Genomic DNA, 23799 nt, shown 5'->3' on the forward strand with positions numbered 1-23799 from the left:
TAAGGGGGAATATATAATGAAGAAGAAACACTCCGCAGTTGCTCTATCAGCAGTAATGGCAATGAGTTTAGCTCTAACGGCATGTGGTGGTAATAATAACGCTTCTAGTAACTCACAAAATGGAAGCGCTGGCACAAATTCAGGTGAAGTGAAGACCGTTAAGATCTTCCAATTCAAAACTGAAATCGTAGAAGGCCTCAATGAGCTTAAGGTAGAATTCGAAAAAGAATACCCTAACATCAAGCTGGATATCCAAACAGTTGGTGGTGGTGCGGACTACGCAGCAGCATTGAAAACTAAATTCGCTTCCGGCGATGCGCCTGATATTTTTTCCAATGGTGGATATGCAGAAATGGAACTTTGGGGAGACAAGATGGAAGATCTGTCCGACCAACCTTGGGTAAAAGATCTGATTCCTATGGCTGCAGAGCCTATGACTAAAGATGGCAAAGTATACGGTATGGCAATGAACCTTGAGGGTATCGGTATTGTGTATAACAAGGACTTGTTCGCTAAAGCGGGAATCACTGAAACTCCAAAAACATTGTCACAGCTTGAAGAAGCAGCTAAAAAGCTGCAAGCTATCGACGTAACTCCTTTTGGTAATGCATATCAGGAATGGTGGCTGCTAGGTAACCAAGGGATCAGCGTAGCCTTTGCACAACAAGATAATGTAGATGAATTCATCAAAGGTTTGAATGAAGGAACTGGTACAATTGTAGGAAATAAAACGTTTGAAGAGTGGAGCAAGTATCTCAAACTGACTTTACAATACGGACAAAAGAATCCTTTGACCACAGATGCTAACACTCACCTGGCAATGTTCGCAAAAGGCGAAACTGCAATGATGCAAGAAGGTAACTGGGCACAAACTCTTGTTGATAACATCACTCCTGATATGAACATTGGCATGTTCCCTATGCCAATCAATGAAGATGCTGAGAAGAATGACAAAATGACTGTTGGTATCCCTGCGAACCTTGTAGTCAACAAAGAATCCGGTTCTAAAGAAGAAGCCAAAACGTTCTTGAACTGGTTGGTAACTTCCGATATGGGTAAAGAGTACATCGTTAAAAAATGGAAATTCATCCCTGCTTTGTCCACAATCGAAGCAACACCTGGAGACATCGGTATGCTTGGAGCAGACGTATGGAACTATGTAAAAGAAAACAAAGTTTATGGCCTGCAATCCTCTAAATTCCCTGATGGTGTAACGCAAGAATTTGCCAGCGTGATTCAACAGTTCATTGCTGACAAGGTTGACGTTAACGGTTGGATGACTGGTATGCAAGCTGCATGGGACAAGCTTAAAAAATAAGTAAAGCACATTATAGAGAAGATTTAATGGATATTAGTGGTTAACAGAAGCGCTCTCCGTATACCTCATCAATTTGAGACGGGGAGCGCTTTTTTTGGGAAACAGGGCTGATTATCAAGGGATGGGGAGAAGCGCCAATGAAACGATATGATCATGTTCAGATGGGTGTGGACTATTACCCGGAGCATTGGGATGAATCCATGTGGGAACCAGATATCAAGTTGATGAAAGAAACAGGTGTTAAAGTAGTCCGGGTTGCTGAGTTCGCATGGAGCCGACTGGAGCCAACTGAGGGGAATTACCAGTTTGAGTGGCTGGACCGTGCGCTGGACCTTTTTCATCAATATGATCTGCAGGTTGTGATGGGTACGCCAACAGCTACACCGCCAAGATGGTTAACGACGAAATTTCCGGATGTGCTTCCGGTGTTTGCTAATGGAGAGATTTTTCACCCGGGGGTACGTGGACACCGCTGCTATAACAGCACATCGCTGCGTGAGTATGGCAGCCGTATTATTCTGCGTCTTGCCGAGCGTTACAGTGAACACCCGGCTGTCATAGGCTGGCAGACTGATAATGAATTTGGCATGTTGGATTGTCATTGTGACGCTTGTAATACTGCTTTTCGAGCATGGGTACAAGCTAAATACGGAACACTGGCTGAGGTCAATGCAGAATGGGGAACCGTTGTTTGGAGCGGGGAGTACAGCGATTGGAATGAGCTTACCGTGCCGTTGGGCGGATCACCTCATCAGAATCCATCTTTTCTATTGGACTTTCAGCGGTTTCAGTGGGATTCGGTGGTAGCGTTTCAGACAGCGCAGATCAATATTTTGCGTATGATTTGTCCAGAGCATTTCATAACCCATAACTTTCACAGCTATCCGCAGCGCCTCGATATGTACGCGGTGGGTGCAGATCTGGACGTGGCTGCGTTTGATTATTATCCGAATACTTCGCCAACCAAACAAGAGACAACGCCTTATAGCGGAGCACTTTCATTGGACGTAACCCGTGGCATCAAACGCCAAAACTTCTGGATCATGGAGCAGCTGAGTGGATCTCCGGGTTGTTGGATGCCGATGTGGCGAACCCCTTATCCGGGACTGATTCGTGCCTATGCATGGCAGGCGATTGCTAGAGGTGCGGATACTGTTGTTCATTTTCGCTGGAGAAGTGCAACTTCAGGAGCAGAACAATTCTGGCACGGGCTGATTGATCACAGCAATGTTCCCGGACGCAGATTAGCGGAGTTCACGCAGCTATGTCATGAGGTTAATGGGCTGAGCGGCAAGCTCCAAGGAACGATGCTGAAAAACGAAGTGGCTATCCTCCATTCTCATGAAGAGAAGGCTGCGCTGGATATTCAGCCGCAGGCAGAGGGCTTTGATTATTATGAGAACATTAAGCAGATTCACCGGGCGGTGACCAAGCTTGGCATGGGCTGCGATGTTATCGACCTCAGACAACCGCTTGATGGATACAAAGTAGTAATCGCTCCAAATTTATATTTGCTGGATGAGGAGATCGTACGTAATCTGGAGGATTTTGCCCTCGCTGGCGGGACCTTACTGATCACCAACCGTAGTGGCGTCAAAAATATAAACAACATCGCAGTCATGCAACCGCTGCCTGGGCAGCTGAGCTATTGTACCGGCGTTGAAGTGCTGGAGTATGATCCGATTGGCGTTGAAACACATGTCATCGTGGATGCGGAGGGTAACCCATATGAATGTACGCAGTGGTGCGACATCCTCCGACCTGTAGTGGCTCAGCCAATTGCCTGGTATGGTGATGATTTCTATCGCGGCACACCCGCTGTAACTGTTAATTCCTTCGGCAAAGGTCAGGTTTATTACTTTGGAACCCATGCGGAAGAGCAATACTGGTCAGTTCTATTGGAGAACCTGGCTAAGGAAAAAGGGTTGTTATGCTTTGAAGGATTGCCAAACGGAGTACAAGCCTCCGTGCGGACTGGAGATCAGGGAAGCTTCTTGTTCCTGCTTAACCTGAGCCGCGAGTCGGTGATCGTTCCATTGCTACGAGAATACAGCAGCCTGCTGGATAATAAGATTCGATCGGGAGAGCTCCAGCTCGAGCCGTATGGTGTTGAGGTGCTGGAGATTTGAGTGGTTTTGAGTAAAGAGATTTTGGAGTGGGTTTGGGAGTGTGGCAGGAGAGGGGAAAGTGGAGAGGGGAATGTGTGGAGTAGGGTGAAGTGAAGGTTGGTGAAGATGGAGTGAGGGATGTGTGGAGTAGGGTGAAGTGAAGGTTGGTGAAGATGGAGTGAGGGATGTGTGGAGTAAGGTGAAGTGAAGGTTGGTGAAGATGGAATATGGGATGTGTGGAGTAGGGTGAAGTGAAGGTTGGTGAAGATGGAGTGAGGGATGTGTGGAGTAGGGTAAAGTGAGGTTGGTGAAGAGCGGTGTAGGGGAATGTGTGGGGGAGGAATAGTGAAGTAAGTGGAAGTGTGGAGTAAAAAATGAGTGGAGTAGGGCATGCAGAAACTTTAACAGAAGCACAACAGAAAATAGTTGTACTTCGTACACTTATTTGAAGTGTTGGAGTATTTAATTGGTTTTAGTTGCACTTTGTGCAGCTAAAAATTGGCTAATCCCGCTGCAAGGCCATATTCCGAGAATATAGTTGCACAAAATACACTTATATGGATAATTTCTGCCGTGCAGGCTATTTTAAGTGTACAAAGTGCAATTATTTCGTCTGACTTACTCATACTGAACTGAAGAGAGCTGCACAATGGAGTCCCCATCATGGGCAGATTTCCACATGGAGTCCCCAACATGAGCAGATTTCCACATGGAGTCCCAACATGAGCAGATTCCCACATGGAGTCCAACATGAGCAGATTTCCACATGGAGTCCCAACATGAGCAAGATTCCCACATGGAGTCCACCATGAGCAAATTTCCACAATGGAACCATGAGCAGATCTGCACGATCCATCTCAGAGGTGCCGTACACTCGCAGCCAAATGCACCCAGCCACCGTACCGTACCGCACTTCACCGTACCGCCCATTTCTACACAATAGTAGCGCATACCATACTCTTACTACGTTCTAGCCGCATATTCCCAGCGAGCAATTTTTCCACAGTAGGCGGGGCATGTTTAATGCAGGCGTCTAAATTGCTCCGGCGTAGTCCCGGATTGCTTGCGAAATGTGGCTACATAATGGCTGACATCGCGGAAGCCGACTAGCTGGGAGATAGCTTTTACCGTAAGATCGGGTTGGCTTACGAGCATTTCTTTGCTTTTGCGGATGCGTAACCGTACGAAATAGGCATAAGGCGAGAGTCCGAAAGTTTGGACGAATAGGTTGTTAAGATAGCGCCCAGATACGCCTAGTTCATCGGCTAGATCGTTCAGTCCAAGATCAGGATCGCCATAATGGCTGTCCATCCATTTTAGCAGTGGCTGCAGCTTATCTACATTGCGGGAAATCGCCGTATTATTTTGAAGCTGGCCATATTTACTCAAAGTAAGCAAAAAACGATAAGCATCTGTGGAGGCGCCGAGACCAAACATATCCTGATAGGCATCATGACGATCCAGCATTTCCTTCAGCAGATTTGGGAGAGGCGCTTCATTTTCCCAACGGTAAAAAGAATTACTATTCATCCCAAGCGTCTCCAAAATAGAGTGTGCCGAATCGCCACCAAACGTTAGATAATAGGTGCCCCAGTTTTTGGTGGAAGCCTCATAACGATGGGGTGTATAAGGAAGTAGTAATACGCCGCTGCCTTCGGGCAGGGAAAAGGTTTTATTGTCAAAATGGATGATCCCTTCACCTTCTGAGGTTTGAAGCCAATGATACGTGTCATAACCATCGGGGCGGGATACTTTTTCCTGATCATGATTGTGCCCCATACTGTCTAAAGTGATTGGCAAGTGCTGTCCACCTTCATGGACGAATACGATCCTGCGATGCATGATTTCGGACAATGTTATCCTCTCCTGTTAGTTCTATATTCTTATATGTATGAGATATTATTTTATATTTAAAGGGCAACCTTAACCATTTACAATAGATATATAATTATACTATAAAGGGTGTGCGAAGTGTGATTAACGATAAATTACCTAAAATTTGGTACGGTGGAGACTACAATCCGGAGCAATGGGATGCGCCAGTATGGGCTGAGGATGAACGGATGTTCAAGCTGGCGGGAATTGATGTTGCCACAATTAATGTGTTTTCCTGGGCTTTAATCCAACCTTCCGAAGATACTTATGATTTCTCCTCATTGGATGAATTAATGGATAGACTATATAAAAATGGAACTTATGTATGTCTAGCTACAGGAACAGGAGCACATCCAGCTTGGATGGCTCATCGTTATCCTGAAGTGACCCGTGTCGATGTGCAGGGCAGAAAACGTAAGTTCGGCGGACGTCATAACTCCAATCCGAACAGTTCAGTTTACCGCAAGTATGCAGCGAAGCTGGCTGGTAAGCTGGCAGAACGCTACAAGGATCATCCGGCACTGGTAGCTTGGCATATTTCTAATGAATATGGTGGCTATGATTATTCCGAACAGTCCGCTGCTGCCTTCCGTGTCTGGTTGAGGGAGCGTTATGGTTCGCTGGATGCTTTGAACAAGGCTTGGAATACACGCTTTTGGGGACATACGTTTTATGATTGGGAAGAAATTGTGGTGCCAAATGAGCTGAGTGAAGAATGGAACGGTAACCGTACTAACTTCCAAGGAATCTCGTTGGACTATCGCCGGTTTATGTCTTATAGCTTGCTCGAATGTTACAAAATCGAATACGAAGCGATCAAAGAACACAGCGCCAACGTACCTGTTACAACGAACCTGATGGGCTTTTATCCGGAGCTGGATTATTTTGAGTGGGCCAAGCATATGGATGTAATTTCTTGGGACAACTATCCTTCACTGGACACACCGGTCAGCTTTACAGCAATGACACATGACCTTATGCGTGGATTGAAAAATGGCCAACCATTCATGCTGATGGAGCAAACACCGAGCCAGCAGAACTGGCAACCGTACAACTCTTTGAAACGTCCAGGCGTTATGCGTCTATGGAGTTACCAGGCTGTGGCGCGTGGTGCAGATACTGTGTTGTTCTTCCAACTGCGTCGTTCGATAGGGGCTTGTGAAAAGTATCATGGAGCGGTAATTGAGCATGTGGGTCATGAACACACACGGGTATTCCGTGAATGTGCTGAGCTGGGTAAAGAGCTGGAGCAGCTTGGAGATCAACTACTGGATGCGCGCAGTGCAGCTAAAGTAGGGATCATCTACGATTGGGAAAATCGTTGGGCGCTTGATCTCTCAAGCGGTCCGTCGGTTGCCTTGGATTACGTGAATGAAGTCCACAAATATTATGATGCGCTGTATCAGCAAAATATCGAAGCCGACATGATCGGGGTCGAAGAGAACCTGTCCAAGTATGAAATTGTTATCGCACCCGTAATGTACATGGTCAAGCCAGGTTTTGCAGAGAAGGTTGAAGCCTTTGTAAAAGCGGGCGGCACATTCATTACAACTTATTTCAGCGGTATTGTTAATGAGAACGACCTCGTGACGGTTGGAGGTTATCCAGGCGAATTGCGTAAAGTGCTTGGAATTTGGGCAGAGGAAATCGATGCATTACTGCCAGGTATGAGCAATGAACTCGTGCTGGATAAAACGTGGGGTAGCTTGAGTGGTTCTTATAAATGTGATCTGCTCTGCGATCTGATCCATGCCGAAGGGGCAGAAGTTTTGGCGGAGTACGGTTCTGATTTCTATAAAGGAATGCCTGCATTGACTGTGAATAAATTTGGCGAAGGTAAAGCTTATTATTTGGCGACTAGCCCAGAAGCTGGATTCCTACAAGGATTCTTAGCGAATCTATGTGCCGAAAAGAACATTCAACCGCTGGTAACTGCACCGGAAGGTATCGAATCTGTTCAACGTGTGAAGGATGGCGTATCTTACTTGTTCTTACTGAACCACACTGCCGGGGATTTAAGCGCGGATATTGGGGCAGCTGAGCGTACTGATCTACTGACAGGTAATGTAATCAGTGGTTCAGCAGTTGTACCGGGTCGTGGAGTATTGATTTTGTCGGATAAAAAATAGTTTATAGTATACGATTTTTAAAAAACTTTCCGGGTATAGCTTGTCCCCGGAAAGTTTTTTTGTTGTGAAGAAACTGATTAGCTGCTGCTGCCCGTGCTACCGTCTGGAGCGGATCCGCCGGGGTTTCCGCTGCTTAAGGTAATGCTCTCCGCCAAAGTGGAATCGGATTTCAGCGTATATTGGATAATGTCATCAGCTTTCAGGTCAGCTAAGCTGATCGTGTTCTCCTGACGCGTGCCATTGTCGAAGGTAACCGTTACAATTTTGGTATCAGCATCAATTGTAATATCTGTGGTTTCCTCGGAGAAGGTTTGCTGCATCCCACCTCCCTGTGGTCCACCACCTTGTCCACCGCCGTCAGGGGCTCCGCCTTCCGGTATTCCCCCCTCTGGAGGTGTACCGTTTTCTGAGCCTTGATCACCTTCGGGTCTTTCCGGTGGAGTACCAGCCTGGCCGTTCTGCATATCGGCTCCAGCCGTATCTCCAGTGCCTTGTGCGGGCGGGGAAGGCATTTCTGACGTATAGATTGTAATTGTGTTGTCGCTAATACTCTTAATCTTGCCGAAATTCATGGACATGCCGGGTCTGCCGTTTTGTTGATTGCCGTTTCCTTGAGATTGCTGTGCCTCAGCGTTATCTGCGGGTGCCGTGTTCGCTTGGTTATTAGTAACAGCTGTTCCTTCGGACTCCGAATTGGTGCTGCAGCCAGCCAATAGTAGAGAAGCGAGTAGACTTCCTGAGATCATAATCGGTATTAATTTCTTCATTTATTTTCTCTCCTTAATAGTTTTAGATTGATTAGGAGAAATATATCAGACGGTTCTGAAAGGTTGCTTAAGATCAGCTGAAAGTTTGCCTAAAGAAATAGATCATGTAAATGCTATATAATAATCATATAAGTGGGATAAAACTCTACAAAGGTAAGTCATGGTAAGAGATAACCAACGTTCAGGGAAAGAGGCAGTACATGAAGAATTTACTCGTAACAGGCTACCGTGCGCATGAGCTCGGTATTTTTGACAATAAGCATCCGGGAATTCCTTATATCAAAAAGGCGCTGTCTAACAGATTAAAGCCGCTAATTGAAGAAGGCGTCGAATGGATTATTACCCCCGGCCAGTATGGTGTCGATCTTTGGGCTTGTGAGGTGGTATGTGAACTCAAGACTCAATATCCTGAATTGAAATTGGGGATCATTACGGCGCATACTGGACAGGAAGAGAAGTGGAAGGAAGAGAAGCAGGAGGAATACCGACGTATTATTGCGGGTGCGGACTTTTGCAGGGCGGTCAGTAATGCCCCTTATGACGGCAGCTGGCAGTTCAGGGCCAGAGATGACTTGTTGTTCCGCAAAAGTGACGGGATATTGCTCTTTTATGATGAGGATGCGGCGGAAGGCAGCCCGAAGTTTTTTAAAGAACGAGCGCTGAAGCTGCATGCAGAGGGGGACTACGAGCTGTTTCTTATTCATTCTGATGAGATTCAAAATATTGCCGATGAAGAAAATCAGCGAGATTATGAATAAAGCTACGAACGAAGACATCGCGAAATAAAAAAGCCCGAATCGGCATTGGGAAATCACCGTTACGGGCTTTAGTTTCTATTTGAACGAGAGGCGGAGAATAGGATGAGTGAGGTCAATCAAGCAGATATTTGTTATGTTATTTTGCTTAGCCCGATGAATCAAGACCGTAGAGACATGGAGATTATTCGTGGTCATGTTAAGCATTTACAAGAGCTGGACCGTAAAGGACAATTAGTGCTGTGTGGTCCCTTTAGTGATTGTCCTGGCGGTATGGTTATTGTAAGAGCGAACTCACGCGAAGAAGCCGTTCTCCTTGCCGAAAAAGATCCTTACGTGCTGTCTGGCATTCGTAGCTATGAAGTGCGTACATGGAGTCTGTCCCATGAGGGAAACAGGCATTTAGGTATTGTTCCACTTCAGGAATAGGTTTAATCAAATGAAGCTTTTTAGCGAAGGTGCTTTTCGCACCTTGTAATGCTGCTCATAGGCATAGGCTAGCTTGATAAGCGTAGGCTCCTGATAAGCTTTTGCTGAGAAGGTTACACCAAAGGGAGCGCCGGCCGAAGTGTATCCAGAAGGAACGACGATGGACGGATATCCTGCTCTGGAAGTAATTCTGGCGCCAAAATCGGCAGGGAACAGCAGGGCATCCAGATTGTATTCTTTCATAGTGGCATCGATCCCTTCTTCCTTGCACAGCTTCAGGTCAGTCGCACGATGGCGTAAATATTGAGCTTCACTTTGTGTGCCGGAGGAGGTATATTCCGCATCTATTAATGTAGCTTGACCAAATCTCAAAGTCTCCACAGGGTGTGCATGATTAAAATCAATAATATCCTTCAAGGTTCGCATAGGTGCTCCGGGGCCCAAATGAGATAAATAAGCATTCAGTGCTGTTTTGAATTCGTTTAATACCACCGAAGAGTAACTAATTTCCCGGGCGGTCTTAATATCTGCAGGATCAATGATGGTCGCTCCAAGCTCTCTCATCCTGTCGACGGAAGCGTTGAACAAAGCAAGCTGCTCATCTGTGAGCTCCTCAAAATAATAATCACGTGGTATCCCAATTCGAGCGCCCTGCAAACCATTCGGATCAAGGAATACAGTATAATCCTCGTGGATTCTACCTGTATTTGTTCCCATAGCTGCATCGCGTTGATCCTTGCCCAGCATGGCGTTTAGCAGTAACACGGCATCATGAACGGTTCTAGCCATAGGGCCTGCGGTGTCTTGTGTATTGGAGAGCGGCAGGATTCCTGAACGGCTGAGCAGCCCCACGGTTGGCTTAATGCCGATGATGGAGCCCAAATTACCGGGATTAAGAATCGATCCCGAAGTTTCTGTGCCAACAGAGACCGTACAGAAATTACAAGCGACAGCTACTGCTGAACCCGCACTAGAGCCGCCGGTTGGCGTAGAAATATTGTAGGGGTTAAGGACTTGCCCGCCGCGGGAGCTGTAACCGGAGGGCATGCCGTTCGTCATAAAATTGGCGAATTCGGTCATATTGGCTTTACCCATAATAATGGCGCCGGCTTCACGCAGCTTGGTAACTATAAACGCATCTTCCCCGGCAAAAGAATTCGCCAAAGCCAGCGAACCCGCACTTGTATGCATTTTGTCCCCAGTATTGATATTATCTTTCAATAACACAGGTATCCCGTGCAGGGGGCCGCGTGGGCCATTAATTGCCCGTTCCACATCCAGAGATTCTGCGATAAACAACGCATCAGGATTAATCTCCAGTACAGAGTTAATCGTCAGGCCGTTTTTGTCGTGATCAGCAATGCGTTCATAATACATGAGAACTAGTTGTTTTGACGTAATTTCTCCGGCTTCTAATGCGGCTTGGATGTCCGGTATGGTGGCCTCTACGATTTCAAAACTCATATGCGTTCACGCTTCTTTCCCTCTAGGATATGGCTTCTCCTTCATCTAACCATAATTTGGGTGTCGTTGGTAGTTTTCTTTTTAGACTTACATTTTGATTGGCCATTTGATATATTCAGGTGTGCATTGTAATTTTTTTATTTTTCTAGATTAGGAGCTAAATTAAGAACATGAAAAACCACAACTTTGCTTCAAAAATTATCACTTTTTTTTGTGGTGATGATAAGTTTTGCTGTTTTATCTTCAAGTCAAGCCTTTGCGGAAGACAGTGATCTCAAATGTTATTTGGACGGTAAGCAATTACATTTTAATGTAAGTCCTATACTGAAAGATGGAGTTACATACGTACCTATGCGGGCGATCTTTGAAGCTTTAGGCGCAACTATTAAATGGGATAATCATGCGAAGTCGGTCTCAGCGGTTAAAGGGGATATTAACATTAAGGGTATCAATTTTCAAAATAATACACTCGTCCCTTTAAGATTTATTAGCGAAGTGTTGGGTAGTAGTGTCACTTGGGATGAAGGTACAAAATCTATTTACATAACCTCACCAGTTGCCGAGGAGAAGATTATTGCCCCGGTCAACAGAACAATTTCAGTAGGAAGCCAAGAGCAATCAAAATCGTTATCAGATGAGAGAAACAGGTTTGTTATAAACGTAAAGCACTACGGAATTAAAAATAATCAGTTGTATAGCTTGCTCGAATTTTCTAACATGGATAATAAAGACATCTCAATAAATTTTAAGTCTGGTGATCAAAAAATCATAAAGACATTCTCAAAGGAAAAGGACCCCATGCCGACTCTGAAAATTGAAAATTGTACGGAAGTAACCCATAAAGTAGTTATCGATAATATTGGCGGGAATATATATAAAATCCCTGAATTTTCAGTTAATCAGGCATGTGTCAGTTCCAACCAATCCCAACAAGATGCGCTTGATGTATGGCGGAACGACAATTCCGGCCTCTCGGAATTAGGCAGTAACCTCGTATCTATCCGTAAATATATTCAAGATCAGACGGGTGGGCTGCAAAACTTTGTGATCCCAGCCAATAAAGCTGAACAGCTGATCTTGGTCGCCCCAGTTGGAGGGAAGGATAGGTTGGTTGTGGAGGGCGGTTATTTTGTAGGAGGTCTATCAAATAAGACTATAGAATTCCAACTAGATTATGAAGTGGTTTCCGAGCTCGATTTGGGTATTTATAGTTACATATATACGGAACCTGTATATTAAGGATCGTTTTATTAGAAAAGAGGTGTCCGAACGGCCAAAATAAATGGCTGCTCAGACACCTCTTTTGTTGTGAGTGTGTAGATTAAAGTCTGACAATTACTCCTGCGCTGCTGTAAATCCCTCTTCCGCTAAATATTCTTTAGCTTCCTCAAGCGTTTCAAACGCCATCTCCAGATTGAGGTCGGCATAGACATACCATAAATCATCCTCAAGCTTTAGGGTTAGGGTTTGGCCCTCATCATTAGTCCAGAGTGTATCGGCAGTTGCCGCAGCCTTTTTCTTTCTTTTGCTGGCTACAGGAGCATCAGGAATGTAAATAGACAGTGAGGTGATGGAGGCATCCAGCAAACTACGCAGCTCGGATTCCGAGTAGTCGCGAATATTCACGAAGCCCTTATCGTCTGTCTCGTGGCCCCGCAGTAAGCCTGCAAACACATAGCCATTACCATTTGGATGCAGGTGAAAAGCCACGGTTTTCTTATCATGCTGGCTTTCCTCGTAGTGATAGTTCACGCGCCCAAGGGATACGTTTTTGCGTTCCAGCTGGGGGTAAGAGTCGAGAATCGCTAATTTTTGTTCAAAAGTAAGCATATACAGCCTCCGGTTTTCGGTGTGATTGTGCACATGATTATACCATGTCGATGGATCGCAGACTATTTTTTAATCATCAAGCGGCAGAGACAGCACGAAGGTGCAGCCTTTGTCTGAGTGCTCCTCAAGCACGAGGCTTCCGTTCATAGATTCGGCCAACAGACGGCTGAAGGTTAGGCCGAGTCCCAGACCACGCAGTGTGCTCTGCTTATCGCTGCCCCGGAAGAAGGCTTCGAAGACATGCTCACTATGATTGGATGAGATGCCAAGCCCATTATCTTGAACACGGATTTCGGCAAAGCCATGACCTTGCTGATCCAGCAGTTCTATTGTAAGCTGCACCTTTCGATCCGGAGCTTTGGCTTGTACACTGTTATTAAGTAGATTGACGATTATCTGCTGGATACGAAGGGAGTCCCCACGCAAAAATAAGGGATTAATCGGCATATGAAGCACGGGTTCAGCAACATCTTCCGCCTGTGTCAGTTTCCATTGATATACGATTTCTGATAGTAGTGGTACGGCATCGAGTCGGTCGTGACGAACGGAAACCATTCCTGCAGTCAGGGCATTGTAATCCAGAAGGTCGGCTACCATTCGCTGCAACCGCCCAGCCTCCAGCAGGGCAATATCCAGAAATTCCACAGCTTCATCACCTTCAACGACCCCTTCGCGGACGGCATGCACCAGGCCTTTAATAGAGGTTACGGGTGTTTTCAACTCATGGGAGACTCCGGCCAGCATTACGGCTCGAGACTGCTCAAATTGCTGTAACTTGCCTGCCATCTCTTCAAAAGACATCATCAGCTCATGAATTTCCCGCTCTTTAGCATCCTTATCTAGAATGATATCATAACGGCCATGGCTGATTTGAGCCGCTGCCTCGACTACCTTCTGAATGGGTTTTGCCAGTTTACGAGATAAGAGGTAAATGGTTAGCCAACTTAAGATGATTAGAAACAGCAGCAGTATGGAGAAAAATATGATCTCCTCCTGTGGAATATGCCGCAGTGATTTTTTGGATTGCAGGACAATAACCTGTCCCAGTGTTTTGTCATCCGAATTTATGGGAGCCACAGCAGCTTTGAACTCCGGACTGCGGGAGTCGTTCAGGCTATCATTTAGCTTATATCTCATTTCCTTGTCAGTTAGAGGTGGCAGGGAGAATAGCATTTGACCTTGTTGATCAGTAATGATCACGCACATCTCTATGGTTAACTTGAAAAACCGCTTCCGGTCTTCGATCAGTTTTTCGAGATTTTGGCTGATTTCAATGGAGCCTTCCATATTTAAGCTGCGATCTGCAATCTCCTGTGCCAAAAGCCCCGCAGTCTGCAGACGATTGCTCATAGCCTCCTGACGGATCCACCATAATGTAGCTAAAGCTGTGAGGAGCAGGCCTACACTAATAATGAGCAGATAACGTATCGTCCAGTAAGAAAGGATAGAGGTACGTTTGGCGTTGTTTCTCTTTAAGTTGTCCATAATTGATATCCCGTCCCCCTTAGGGTACGGATTTCCCCCTCACTAGTAGGCCAGTGCGACAACGCTTGGCGTAGTCTTTTGATCGACAAATCTACCGCCCGGTCGCTTCCTTCATAATCCATTTCCCATACAAATTCTATTAATTGCTCACGCGTACAAATCTGATTAGGTCTTTCAGCGAGAAATAACAGCACTGACATATCCCGAGGACTAAGACTCAGCTCAGCCCCATTTAAAAAGACAGCACGTGCTGTGAAGTCGATAAACAAACTGCCATAATGCCGTTTACGGCTGCCATCAGACCACTGCGAGGGACGGCGTAAGACAGCGTTCACGCGTGCTACCACCTCCTCGGGAATAAAAGGTTTAGACATATAATCATCCGCACCACCGTCGAGGCCGGCTAGCCGGTCATTGATCCCATCTCTTGCCGTCAGCATGATCACAGGGCAGCTGCTTTTTTCACGGATGAGCTTAAGCAGTTCAAAGCCGTCCATGTTTGGCAGCATGATGTCTAGTAATACTAATGAAGGAGGAGATATAGCAAAAGACTCCAGCGCAGCGCGTCCATCGGCTACACGGGTGACTTGAAAGCCTGCTTTTTTCAGATAAGCACTGAGGACCCTAGAGATGGCTTCTTCATCTTCTACAACAAGAATGGATTTCGTCAAATTGGAGTACCTCCAGTCCATAAAATTTACGACAAGTTTAACACATCATAGCCCGTTCTGCTCTGACTTCTTCCCGACATATTGCTTTGTTAGAATGAGGGACGAGCTTGAAAGCATACAGAAATTATGAATATTGGAGGGAACAGGATGAAGAGAAAAAGAATAGCCTTGATCGCTGCAGGAGTTATTATCGTAGGAGTAGTCACAGGTTATACATTACTGGATAAATCGCTGGGCAATAATGTAGAGATCGAGTCCGTGATTCCAAATCAAGCAACAACAGCAGATGCTGGAGAGACAACAAATAACACTGGAGCATCAGCAGGGGTGGCGGTCACAGCCGAACAATTAAACGGGGATTGGACCCTTGGGGAAACCTCTAAAGTCTATTGGTCAGTGACGACCTCTAAAGAAACAGTAAACTTCGTAGACAACAAAGTTCAGGGTACCTGGAAGGTAAATATAGAGGATTCTACTTCGATGGCCGGGGAAGGGACAGTGGATATGAGCGCTCTGGATTCTGGCAATAGCCAACGGGACGAGCATGTAAAAGGAGAGGATTTTCTATCCGTTACGGAATTTCCACAATCCACGTTTGTAGTGAAGTCATTTTCGGAGCTGCCGGCAGAATGGACTGAAGGAGCAACTGTGCCTGTTGAAATGCAGGGGACGCTTACCGTAAAAGGAGTAGAAAAGGACGTCACCTTTCAGTCGCAAGCGGCGTATAGCGGGGGACAGTTGATGCTGTCGGGAACGACAACAGTGGCCTTTTCTGACTTTGGTCTAAGCAATCCCCACACCGTTGTACTGGATACAGAAAATAATCTTGAGGTTCGTTTGGAGCTTGTGCTGACAAAATAGTAGCTCTTTCGTAAGGATAACGCTGCTGTGAAATTTATAGAGAGACTGTACTGAAGAGATTTTCCCAGGCCGTGTTGGCTTTTGGGAGAGTCTCTTTGGTTTGGAATGAATTGTATGTTTTAATAGTAGTATCTGTCGAATAACTAGCAATAGTGGAGGTGTTCTTTGTGATCAAGGTGGCGGCAGCAATTATACATAATGAAGAAGGGCAGATTCTTATTGCCCGGCGGCGGCAAGGTAAATTGCAGGCAGGTCTGTGGGAATTTCCTGGTGGCAAAATAGAGCAGGATGAGAGCATCGCAGAGTGTCTGCAAAGAGAGCTTCAGGAAGAGATGGGGATCACAATCCTTCCCTATGAGAGCTTTGGCATCAACGAGCATAACTATGGAGAGATAAAGATCCAATTGATTGCTTGGAAAGCGCGGTATCAGGGAGGTGTAATTGATCTGGTGGATCACGACGAACATAGGTGGGTGCTTCCGGCTGAACTGGATCAGTTCATGTTTGCTCCGGCAGATCTTCCTTTTGTAGAACGTCTAGTGATGGAATCAAAGCCGGATTGAAGGGAGATATAATATAATATAGAAGAAAGGAAGAGCTTAAATGCCTGTATATGAAAAGCTAGTGCGTGACGGCATCCCCGATTTGATAGCTTCTCAAGGTAAAGATTTTAACACAAGGATATTAGAGTCCAAAGAATACATAACTGAACTACGCAAAAAATTGCAAGAAGAGTCGAAGGAATATTTACAGGCAGCAAGTGATGAAGAAGCTCTGGAGGAGCTTGCCGATATGCTGGAAGTGATTCAGGCTCTGGCGGAGACACATGGGAGCAATAGCGTGGAGCTGGAGAAGCAACGTGCAGAGAAAGCTAAACGTCGCGGTGGATTTAAGAAGGGGATATATCTGATTGAAGTGGAAGGAGAATAACGGGGAGATTATTTTTCCGCACAAGGAGGGTAAAACGTTGTTCAAAACCAAACTGACGATGATCTTAAGCAGTGTGGTGGCCTTGATTCCTGTAGCTATTTATTTATTTCTTTATTCCAAAATGCCGGATACCGTGCCGATTCATTATGATGGGAACATGGCTGATCGATTTGTAAGTAAAGCTAGTCTGGAGGTTATTTTGCAAAGCGGGCTGGGTTGTTTGGGATTCATAATCATGAAGCTTTTACAGTTCCTTTTGCAAAAAGCGTTTATTCAAAGCTCTAACGAGCACTCAGCGGCCTTGAGCAAGATCTGGAATATTGCTATTTTGGTGGTGACGGTGGTGTTTGCTGGCATCAGTTCCTATACATTCATTAGAATGGTCTGATAGAATTAAAGAGACTTAGCAGAAGGATTAGGAGGAACATGCAAATGAAAATGGACAACGCTTACAAGGTGAGATGGGGAATTATTAGCACAGGCTGGATTGCTCATCAATTTGTTACTGATTTGGCGCATGCCAGTAATGGTGTGGCTTATGCCGTTGGGTCAAGATCTCAGGAAAGTGCCGATGAATTTGCTAAAAATCATGGGATTCCGCATGCCTATGCAACCTATGAGGAATTGCTGAATGACCCGAATGTAGACGCGGTATATATTGGAACGCCGCATCCTTTTCACAAAGAAAATGCTTTAATGGCGCTGCGTGCAGGCAAAGCTGTCCTGTGTGAGAAACCTTTTACCGTAAACAGCGGTGAATTGGAAGAAGTTGTGGCCTATGCTAGAGCACATAAGCTATTCCTGATGGAGGCAATGTGGAGTCGCTACATCCCGGCGATTGTGAAGGTTAGAGAATGGATTGCTGAGGGTAGAATCGGTGATGTTCGTTTGGTGAAGGCAGACCTAGGGTTTCGTACCGACTGGAATCCGGAAGGCAGATTGCTGAATCCGCAGCTGGGCGGGGGTGCGCTGCTGGATGTGGGGATTTATCCGGTTTCTTTTGCCTCCATGGTGTTTGGACCTCATCCTGAGTCTATTTCCAGCACAGTGCACATAGGTGAGACTGGAGTGGACGAGCATTTCTCGATGCTGTTGTCATATGGTAACGGGAAAACCGCTTCGTTGAACGGTGGTATTCGTCTTAACATGTTGGAGGAAGCGCATGTGTTTGGCACAGAAGGCCGTATTATTGTAGAGGGTACATTAGTGAACCCGAAATCGGCTGCGCTTTATATAGGAGATGAGAAGGTAGAGAGCTTTGTGGACGACCGTGCTTCTATTGGATATTGTTTTGAAGCGGAGGAAGTAGGACGTTGTCTTCAGGCAGGGCTTACAGAGAGTCCGGTGATGACATTGGATGAATCGTTAGCGATTCTGAAACTGCTGGATCAAGTCCGTGCACAGTGGGGGCTTAAATACCCTGGAGAGTAATTAAAATATAAATTAAACACCCCTCGGCGCAGTGCTACACAAGTAGCTCCGAGGGGTGTTGTTATATTAACTAAGCTGCTCTAGTTCTGATTATTGGCGTTTTTGCCTGCCTGGACCCAGCCGGCCACTTCAACGGTACGCTTCGCTTGATGAAAAACAGCGTCACGGATCCGATCCTGATCTTCGATCATTTTACCGTCTCCATCTACACTGACACTTGTTCCGTAAGGGTTGCCTCCCGCACCGAATGTGACTGGATCGGTATAACCGGGTGCTGCAACAATGGCTCCCCAGTGATACATCGACGTATAGAGTGCCAAAATCGTAGCTTCTTGTCCACCATGCGGGTTCTGTGCTGAGCTCATGGCGCTGACGACTTTGTTTACTGTTAGTCCTTTGCCCCAAATGCCACCGGTTGTATCAATGAACTGCTTCATCTGGGAAGCAATGTTACCGTAACGGGTTGGGGAACTGAAAATAATCGCATCCGCTTCGACTATATCGTCGGGTGTGGCGACTGGGATATCTTTTGTTTTTTCAGCTAGGGCTTTCATGGCTGGATTTGCTTGAATTTTGTCCTCGGGGACCAGTTCCTGCACCTTCAGCAGTTTTACCTCAGCTCCTGCTTTTTCTGCGCTTTCCGCGGCCCATTGTGCTAGCTGGTAGTTAGTTCCTGTGGCACTGTAGTAGATGACAGCTAATTTGATTTTTGACATGCTGTAGTCATTCCCTTCGAGTGTAGTTCCATACTATTAATTACCCTAAAGGGGTCTTTATAACCCAGAATGAAATCAATCTATTCGAACTGGACAGACAGATGTCCACTTTGCCTGTGTATACTAAGTTCAATCACAGGAAATGAGGGAGAATGGATGAATACTTATTTTGTAGAGAAAGCAAAAATGACCTTGGCGGGGGTTAGCATACGCACAACTAATGAAGCAGAAATGGGACCTGATGGAGGTTTGTCGCAGCTGTGGGAAACTTATTTTCAGAGTAATATTGCGGGGCAGATAGCTACGGTAAATTCTGAGTATATCTATGCTTTGTATACGGATTATGAGAGTGATGCGAGCGGAGCGTATACCGTTGTGATCGGGCATGAAGTAGCTGAGGAGAGACATATAGAGGGAAGGCAGCTAGAGGAAGGCGAGCTAGAGGAAAGCGAACTAGAGGAAAGCAAGCTAGAGGAAAACGAGCTAGAGGAAAGCGAACTAGTGGAAAACCAGTTCACCTATGCGGCTGTACCGGAGAGCAAATACATGGTTTTTAAGACGAAAAAAGGTCCGGTATTTGAAGTAGTCGCGCAAGCGTGGGGGGAGATTTGGGCGTACTTTAAGGAGTCTGGGGAGGTAAGAACTTACACGGGGGATTTTGAGATTTATGATTCACGGAATTTCGACCCTGCTGACACGCAGGTTGAGATTTATATTGCGATTGAATAGATAGGGGAAGGATGGTTTTGTGTGCTTAGTGGGTTAAGTGCTTAAGCGGGAGATTTTTTAGGGAAAAGTGTTATAGGAAGTGTTATAGAAAAGTGTTTAAAGGGATGTGTTTTAAAGGGAAAAAGGGATTTAAGGGAGTTGCTTCTGATAGTAGTATCAAGCAGCTTGCGAGAGAAAGGGGGGCTGCCGAGAGGTAGTCCCTATTTTTGCTGACGTGCTAGGTACCGGGGAGAAGGGTTACTTGACGGTGGAAGAGAATATAAACAGCTTAAAATTCTCGGGATGTGTTGTTAATCCTTGCTGAGGCTTGCATTTAGGCAGACGGGGGGAGACATAAGAAAAGCCCTAGAGTATATATACTTAACTAATGTGTCTGCGGAAAAATATACGATAAAAATCCCGTAGATTTGCTGGATTGGGTAGAAGTGGCGGGGATGTACGGTAAAAATCCCGTAGATTTGCTGGATTGGGCAGAAGTGGCGGGGATGTACGGTAAAAATCCCGTAGATTTGCTGGATTGGGCTCAAGTGGCGAGAATGAACGGTAAAAATCCCGTAGATTTGCTGGATTGGGCAGAAGTGGCGGGGATGTACGGTAAAAATCCCGTAGATTTGCTGGGTTGGGCCAAAGTGGCGGAAATGTACGGTAAAAATACTCTACATCAGCTGCATAACGTCGAATTAGTCAGAAATAAGAGCAAAAGTGCCCTACATTAGCGGTATCGAGCCAAAGTAGCAAGAAAGAGAGGCAAAAGTGCTCTACCTTAGCCGTCCCAAGCCAAAGTAGCAAGAAACAAAGGCAAAAATGCCTTACATTTGCTCCACCGAGCCAAAGTAGCAAGAAAGAGAGGCAAAAGTGCTCTACATTAGCCGCACCAAGCCAAAGTAGCAAGAAAGAGAGGCAAAAGTGCTCTACATTAGCCGCCCCGAGCTAAAGTAGCAAGAAAGAGAGGCGAAAGTGCTCTACATTAGCCGCCCCGAGCCAAAGTAGCAATAAAGAGAGACAAAAATGCCCTACATTAGCGGCAAACGCCGCTTGGACCTAGTCAAAGTTAGTTTGATGGAGGAGCTATTGGAGTGGGTATTGTTAATGGAGTTAATGCACTTTTGGAACTGATCCAGTTGGTGAAACTAACGGAGTTGATAGAGCTAATGTAACTATAGAAGTTAATGTAGTCGGCAAAGCTAGTTAGTTAAGCAAATGTGGTTGATGGAACTGAGATGATTGGTGAAGCTGTTGTAGTTCATGTAGTTCATGTAGTTCATGTAGTTCATGTAGTTCATGGAACTCATTGAGTCGGCGGATCCGATAGAGTTGAGTAGAGATGACCAATTAGCCAACACACAAATATACAGAAATGGAGAATGCCAAATGGGAAAACAATTTACCGCTATACTACCTGTACATGAAGAGTTTATTCTTCGGCAGCATCTTTTTTTCGTAGGGTCGGCGCCGCTTTCAGAAGATGGGCATGTTAACCTTTCGCCGAAGGGACATGATTGTTTTCGGATATTGTCTCCTAATCAGGTGGCTTATCTAGACATGACTGGCAGCGGTAATGAGACGAGCGCGCATCTGCTGGAAAATGGAAGAGTGACGGTTATGTTTTGTGCGTTTGAGGGGCCGCCTAATATTTTAAGACTGTATGGAACAGGGGCTGTGATTTTGCCTGAATCAGCAGAATGGGAAACACTGTCCCCTTTGTTTACATCTCTGCCTGGAGCTAGACAGATCATTTTGATAGATGTTCATAAAGTACAGACTTCCTGCGGATTTTCGGTCCCATTCATGAGTTATGAGGGTGAGCGGGATACGTTGCAGCGTTGGTCTATCCAAAAGGGTGAGGCAGGGCTGAGAGAATATAGACAAGAGAAAAACACAAAGAGTATAGACGGGCTACCCACACCTCTTGGACAAAAAAACTGACCAGACAGGAGTTCCCATTCTCATGGTCAGCAGAAGGAGCGTACTATCTGTAGGGATTGTTTACCCAAGTCGTTCAAAGTTGTCTGCTTCGTATATGTACACCCAAGTCGCTATAGTTGCTTGACTACTCATTATAAATGTTCACTAGGTGGATACAGTGTATGCTATAAACCATTACATTCGATCTCATTAGGCAAAGTAATAAGCTAATTGAACGCAACAAGTAATCCCGTAATCCGTAATCCTGTAACCTGTAATCCCGTAATCGAAAAAATGAAGGACATAAGGGTGACGATTCATTTGGCATCCCATTGGAGGGTTTTTTAGAGTGTCTTTCCCTATTTAATAGTCTATTAAACTTATTGCTTTTACTGTTATTTCTATCATCGCATGCTCGTTTATTTAAACTTATAATGAAGGCGATGGGATGGGCTGCTTTCCATCAATCATCGTTTACATTCTCATGTAGAAGTTATTTTACGTAGATTAATAAACGGACAAAGGAGATACAGCATGCTGCCATCACTCGCATTTCTTAAACGTCAATTAGAGGGGATTTTACGCAATAAATTTGCACAGGGGCATCTAACCTCGGGTTATTTAGCCAAGCTGGAACAGCTTCCCGCAAGCTACGATGCCTATCTGGAATTCGCTCATAGCTTGGCTGACATTCCAATGAGGGACAATTGGCCTTACTATGAACCAAACGATTTAGAAGTGATATGGCAGGAATGCGATCCGGCTCGACCTTTAGGCCAAGTCGGAATCTTGAATCTTAAGGATAGCTCCAAACGTGTAGAGGCGGGATTCCTCGCTTCAGTCTGTGGTTCAATGCTAGGCAAACCGATTGAGGTAAACCCCAGCTTGTCGGAATTGCGTAAAGCTTTAACTTCTGTAGGGGAATGGCCACTGAATGATTACATTTCTGATGAAGTTCTCCATGCTTTGGATCGTCGACATTGGTCTTGGTTTGAGACGACGCGGGGGCGAATTCGTTATGTGGCACCTGATGATGATATCAATTACACATTAATGGGAATGATGGCGTTAGAACAATTTGGCGATGGTTTTACGAAAAGAAATTTAAGAGATTTATGGATAAATCATCTTCCGATAAGTACTACTTGGGGGCCGGAGAGGACCATCTTGCTTCGATCGGGGATTAGCTATTTGGAGCATGATAGAGAACTATTCAATCATTCTGAAATAGAGGCTTGGCCCGACTTCATGGTGCAAGATACAGAACTATGCGGAGCAGCGATTCGCGCAGATGCTTACGGTTATGCCTGCCCCGGTCAACCCGCTCTTGCCGCTGAGCTAGCTTGGCGTGATGCAAGTTTTACACATCGCCGGACGGGGATCTACGCCACGATGTTCATCGCCGCTGCGATTGCAGTTGCGCAAGTACTGCGCGATCCTATTAAAATAATAAGTACTGCACTGCAATTCGTACCTAGAAGGAGCCGATTCTATGAGATTACTCAGGATTGCCTGCAGAGGGTAGCGAATGCAGATAACTGGCTGGAAGCTTATCAGAGCATTAACCATAAGTATGCAAATTATAATCACTGTCAGGTTTATCAGGAAATAGGTACCTTAATTAATACATTTCGATTTGCAGACAATGTCGGTGACGGGATATGCAAGCAGGTGATGCAAGGCAACGATACGGATAGTTTTGGAGCAACAGCAGGCACTCTGCTCGGGGTTTATTTCGGTTCTGACAGCCTGGAAACAAGATGGCTTGAGCCTTTCCAAGACCGGATTCATACGGGATTATCTAATTTTCATGAGCAAAAGCTATCCCGTTTGGCTGAGCGGATGGGGCGTTTGCCAGAGCTGTTGCATACTCACCAACATCGAATTGAACCCAGCGAGCTCTATGTAAACGAGAACACCGATTTAAACCTTTGAATTTGATTTCATCAAAAAATGGTTAAGTGGAACCTATATAGAAGTGCTTCAGAAATTAAAAGTGCCAATTGAGTAGCTGAGTAAAAGTCACCGTGCTTAATGCAATACGACATTATCCTGTAACAGGTTACTTTTTGATTTTTTTCAGCTATCCATAGACTGCTAGTACATGGAAAAAAGACACCAACCCCCGGTTAGTGTCTTTTTGTCTAGCAACAGGTACTGCTAACAATGGCAAATTTGCTTGAAGATGTTACATCAAACGTAGATCACATAAGGGATGATGCGTAACCAATGGTGTGAAAGCGTCTAGAGCAGATTACTTGAAAGTTCAATGGTTTGTTAAAAACATCCACAATAGGTAAATTAACGAGACTTAGACTACAGGATAATTACGAATGATTAACGAGCTATGTGATCTTCATGGCATTACGTACCTATTAACCATCGAAGCGCTGTCC

The 23799-nt window shown here is 45.4% G+C and carries 22 protein-coding genes; 15 read left to right on the forward strand and 7 right to left on the reverse strand.

From position 1 onward, the window contains the following. The first annotated feature begins 16 nt into the window (after nucleotides 1-16). Both NSQ55_RS04560 and NSQ55_RS04565 read left to right on the forward strand, forming a co-directional pair. Nucleotides 17-1318, forward strand: coding sequence for an extracellular solute-binding protein (locus NSQ55_RS04560; protein ID WP_339171552.1), 1302 nt, complete (start codon nucleotides 17-19; stop codon nucleotides 1316-1318). 137 nt (nucleotides 1319-1455) lie between these two features. After that, the gene (locus tag NSQ55_RS04565; protein ID WP_339171555.1) at nucleotides 1456-3447 is read left to right on the forward strand and encodes a beta-galactosidase; all 1992 of its coding nucleotides are present in this window, start codon (nucleotides 1456-1458) and stop codon (nucleotides 3445-3447) included. 999 nt (nucleotides 3448-4446) lie between these two features. Here NSQ55_RS04565 and NSQ55_RS04570 read toward each other — a convergent pair. After that, nucleotides 4447-5280 carry an AraC family transcriptional regulator gene (locus NSQ55_RS04570; RefSeq protein ID WP_254848824.1) on the reverse strand — a complete coding sequence of 278 codons (834 nt, stop codon included), beginning with the start codon at nucleotides 5278-5280 and terminating at the stop codon, nucleotides 4447-4449. Nucleotides 5281-5399: 119 nt separating this feature from the next. Here NSQ55_RS04570 and NSQ55_RS04575 point away from each other — a divergent pair, with 119 nt between their 5' ends. After that, nucleotides 5400-7430 (forward strand): beta-galactosidase, encoded by a 2031-nt coding sequence (locus NSQ55_RS04575; protein ID WP_339171559.1) that lies wholly within the window; start codon nucleotides 5400-5402, stop codon nucleotides 7428-7430. 77 nt (nucleotides 7431-7507) lie between these two features. Here NSQ55_RS04575 and NSQ55_RS04580 read toward each other — a convergent pair whose 3' ends face one another. Continuing rightward, nucleotides 7508-8197 carry a hypothetical protein gene (locus NSQ55_RS04580; RefSeq protein WP_339171561.1) on the reverse strand — a complete coding sequence of 230 codons (690 nt, stop codon included), beginning with the start codon at nucleotides 8195-8197 and terminating at the stop codon, nucleotides 7508-7510. Nucleotides 8198-8397: 200 nt separating this feature from the next. Between NSQ55_RS04580 and NSQ55_RS04585 the strand changes: the two genes are divergently transcribed. Then, nucleotides 8398-8955, forward strand: coding sequence for a DUF1273 domain-containing protein (locus NSQ55_RS04585; RefSeq protein WP_036680784.1), 558 nt, complete (start codon nucleotides 8398-8400; stop codon nucleotides 8953-8955). A 102-nt stretch (nucleotides 8956-9057) separates the two neighbouring features. Beyond that, nucleotides 9058-9381 (forward strand): YciI family protein, encoded by a 324-nt coding sequence (locus tag NSQ55_RS04590; RefSeq protein WP_339171564.1) that lies wholly within the window; start codon nucleotides 9058-9060, stop codon nucleotides 9379-9381. A 6-nt stretch (nucleotides 9382-9387) separates the two neighbouring features. Here the strand turns inward: NSQ55_RS04590 and NSQ55_RS04595 are convergent, their stop codons facing one another. Continuing rightward, nucleotides 9388-10845: an amidase family protein gene (locus tag NSQ55_RS04595; RefSeq protein ID WP_076129603.1), complete on the reverse strand. Its 1458-nt coding sequence runs from the start codon at nucleotides 10843-10845 to the stop codon at nucleotides 9388-9390. Between the two features lie 186 nt (nucleotides 10846-11031). On the opposite strand from NSQ55_RS04595, the gene NSQ55_RS04600 reads away from it, so the two are divergent. After that, nucleotides 11032-12084 (forward strand): copper amine oxidase N-terminal domain-containing protein, encoded by a 1053-nt coding sequence (locus tag NSQ55_RS04600; protein WP_339171568.1) that lies wholly within the window; start codon nucleotides 11032-11034, stop codon nucleotides 12082-12084. Between the two features lie 96 nt (nucleotides 12085-12180). Here NSQ55_RS04600 and NSQ55_RS04605 read toward each other — a convergent pair whose 3' ends face one another. The 3 genes from NSQ55_RS04605 to NSQ55_RS04615 all read right to left on the reverse strand — a co-directional run bounded on the left by NSQ55_RS04605 (nucleotide 12181) and on the right by NSQ55_RS04615 (nucleotide 14831). After that, entirely contained in the window at nucleotides 12181-12675 is a 495-nt protein-coding gene (locus NSQ55_RS04605) for a hypothetical protein (protein WP_339171571.1), read from the reverse strand. Nucleotides 12676-12744: 69 nt separating this feature from the next. Beyond that, nucleotides 12745-14160 carry a HAMP domain-containing sensor histidine kinase gene (locus NSQ55_RS04610; protein WP_339171573.1) on the reverse strand — a complete coding sequence of 472 codons (1416 nt, stop codon included), beginning with the start codon at nucleotides 14158-14160 and terminating at the stop codon, nucleotides 12745-12747. Further along, a complete protein-coding gene (locus NSQ55_RS04615; RefSeq protein ID WP_232061150.1) occupies nucleotides 14148-14831 on the reverse strand; it encodes a response regulator transcription factor in 684 nt (227 codons plus the stop codon). The genes NSQ55_RS04610 and NSQ55_RS04615 overlap by 13 nt, the downstream gene beginning before the upstream one ends. A gap of 147 nt (nucleotides 14832-14978) precedes the next feature. Here NSQ55_RS04615 and NSQ55_RS04620 point away from each other — a divergent pair, with 147 nt between their 5' ends. From NSQ55_RS04620 to NSQ55_RS04640, 5 genes are all read left to right on the forward strand, one after another. Beyond that, nucleotides 14979-15692 carry a YceI family protein gene (locus tag NSQ55_RS04620; RefSeq protein WP_076194409.1) on the forward strand — a complete coding sequence of 238 codons (714 nt, stop codon included), beginning with the start codon at nucleotides 14979-14981 and terminating at the stop codon, nucleotides 15690-15692. A 167-nt stretch (nucleotides 15693-15859) separates the two neighbouring features. After that, nucleotides 15860-16255 carry an 8-oxo-dGTP diphosphatase MutT gene (mutT, locus tag NSQ55_RS04625; RefSeq protein ID WP_339171578.1) on the forward strand — a complete coding sequence of 132 codons (396 nt, stop codon included), beginning with the start codon at nucleotides 15860-15862 and terminating at the stop codon, nucleotides 16253-16255. A 40-nt stretch (nucleotides 16256-16295) separates the two neighbouring features. Further along, complete coding sequence (locus NSQ55_RS04630) at nucleotides 16296-16622, forward strand: nucleoside triphosphate pyrophosphohydrolase (RefSeq protein ID WP_076129598.1); 327 nt, start codon at nucleotides 16296-16298, stop codon at nucleotides 16620-16622. A 37-nt stretch (nucleotides 16623-16659) separates the two neighbouring features. Continuing rightward, nucleotides 16660-17010 (forward strand): DUF1648 domain-containing protein, encoded by a 351-nt coding sequence (locus NSQ55_RS04635; protein WP_081387265.1) that lies wholly within the window; start codon nucleotides 16660-16662, stop codon nucleotides 17008-17010. A gap of 50 nt (nucleotides 17011-17060) precedes the next feature. After that, the gene (locus tag NSQ55_RS04640; RefSeq protein ID WP_076185062.1) at nucleotides 17061-18053 is read left to right on the forward strand and encodes a Gfo/Idh/MocA family oxidoreductase; all 993 of its coding nucleotides are present in this window, start codon (nucleotides 17061-17063) and stop codon (nucleotides 18051-18053) included. 80 nt (nucleotides 18054-18133) lie between these two features. On the opposite strand, the gene wrbA is transcribed toward NSQ55_RS04640, so the two are convergent. After that, entirely contained in the window at nucleotides 18134-18769 is a 636-nt protein-coding gene (gene wrbA, locus NSQ55_RS04645; protein ID WP_076138996.1) for an NAD(P)H:quinone oxidoreductase type IV, read from the reverse strand. A gap of 156 nt (nucleotides 18770-18925) precedes the next feature. On the opposite strand from wrbA, the gene NSQ55_RS04650 reads away from it, so the two are divergent. The 4 genes from NSQ55_RS04650 to NSQ55_RS04665 all read left to right on the forward strand — a co-directional run bounded on the left by NSQ55_RS04650 (nucleotide 18926) and on the right by NSQ55_RS04665 (nucleotide 23338). Beyond that, on the forward strand, nucleotides 18926-19498 hold the full coding sequence (locus tag NSQ55_RS04650) for an effector binding domain-containing protein (protein ID WP_076302822.1): 573 nt from the start codon (nucleotides 18926-18928) through the stop codon (nucleotides 19496-19498). A 434-nt stretch (nucleotides 19499-19932) separates the two neighbouring features. Then, nucleotides 19933-20214, forward strand: coding sequence for a hypothetical protein (locus NSQ55_RS04655; RefSeq protein WP_280753481.1), 282 nt, complete (start codon nucleotides 19933-19935; stop codon nucleotides 20212-20214). Nucleotides 20215-20869: 655 nt separating this feature from the next. Continuing rightward, entirely contained in the window at nucleotides 20870-21424 is a 555-nt protein-coding gene (locus NSQ55_RS04660; protein WP_339171589.1) for a pyridoxamine 5'-phosphate oxidase family protein, read from the forward strand. Between the two features lie 513 nt (nucleotides 21425-21937). Further along, complete coding sequence (locus NSQ55_RS04665; protein WP_339171591.1) at nucleotides 21938-23338, forward strand: ADP-ribosylglycohydrolase family protein; 1401 nt, start codon at nucleotides 21938-21940, stop codon at nucleotides 23336-23338. Nucleotides 23339-23799 lie beyond the last annotated feature (461 nt).

The sequence above is a fragment of the Paenibacillus sp. FSL H7-0943 genome, from assembly GCF_037963265.1.
Taxonomy (GTDB): Bacteria; Bacillota; Bacilli; order Paenibacillales; family Paenibacillaceae; genus Paenibacillus_AQ; species Paenibacillus_AQ odorifer.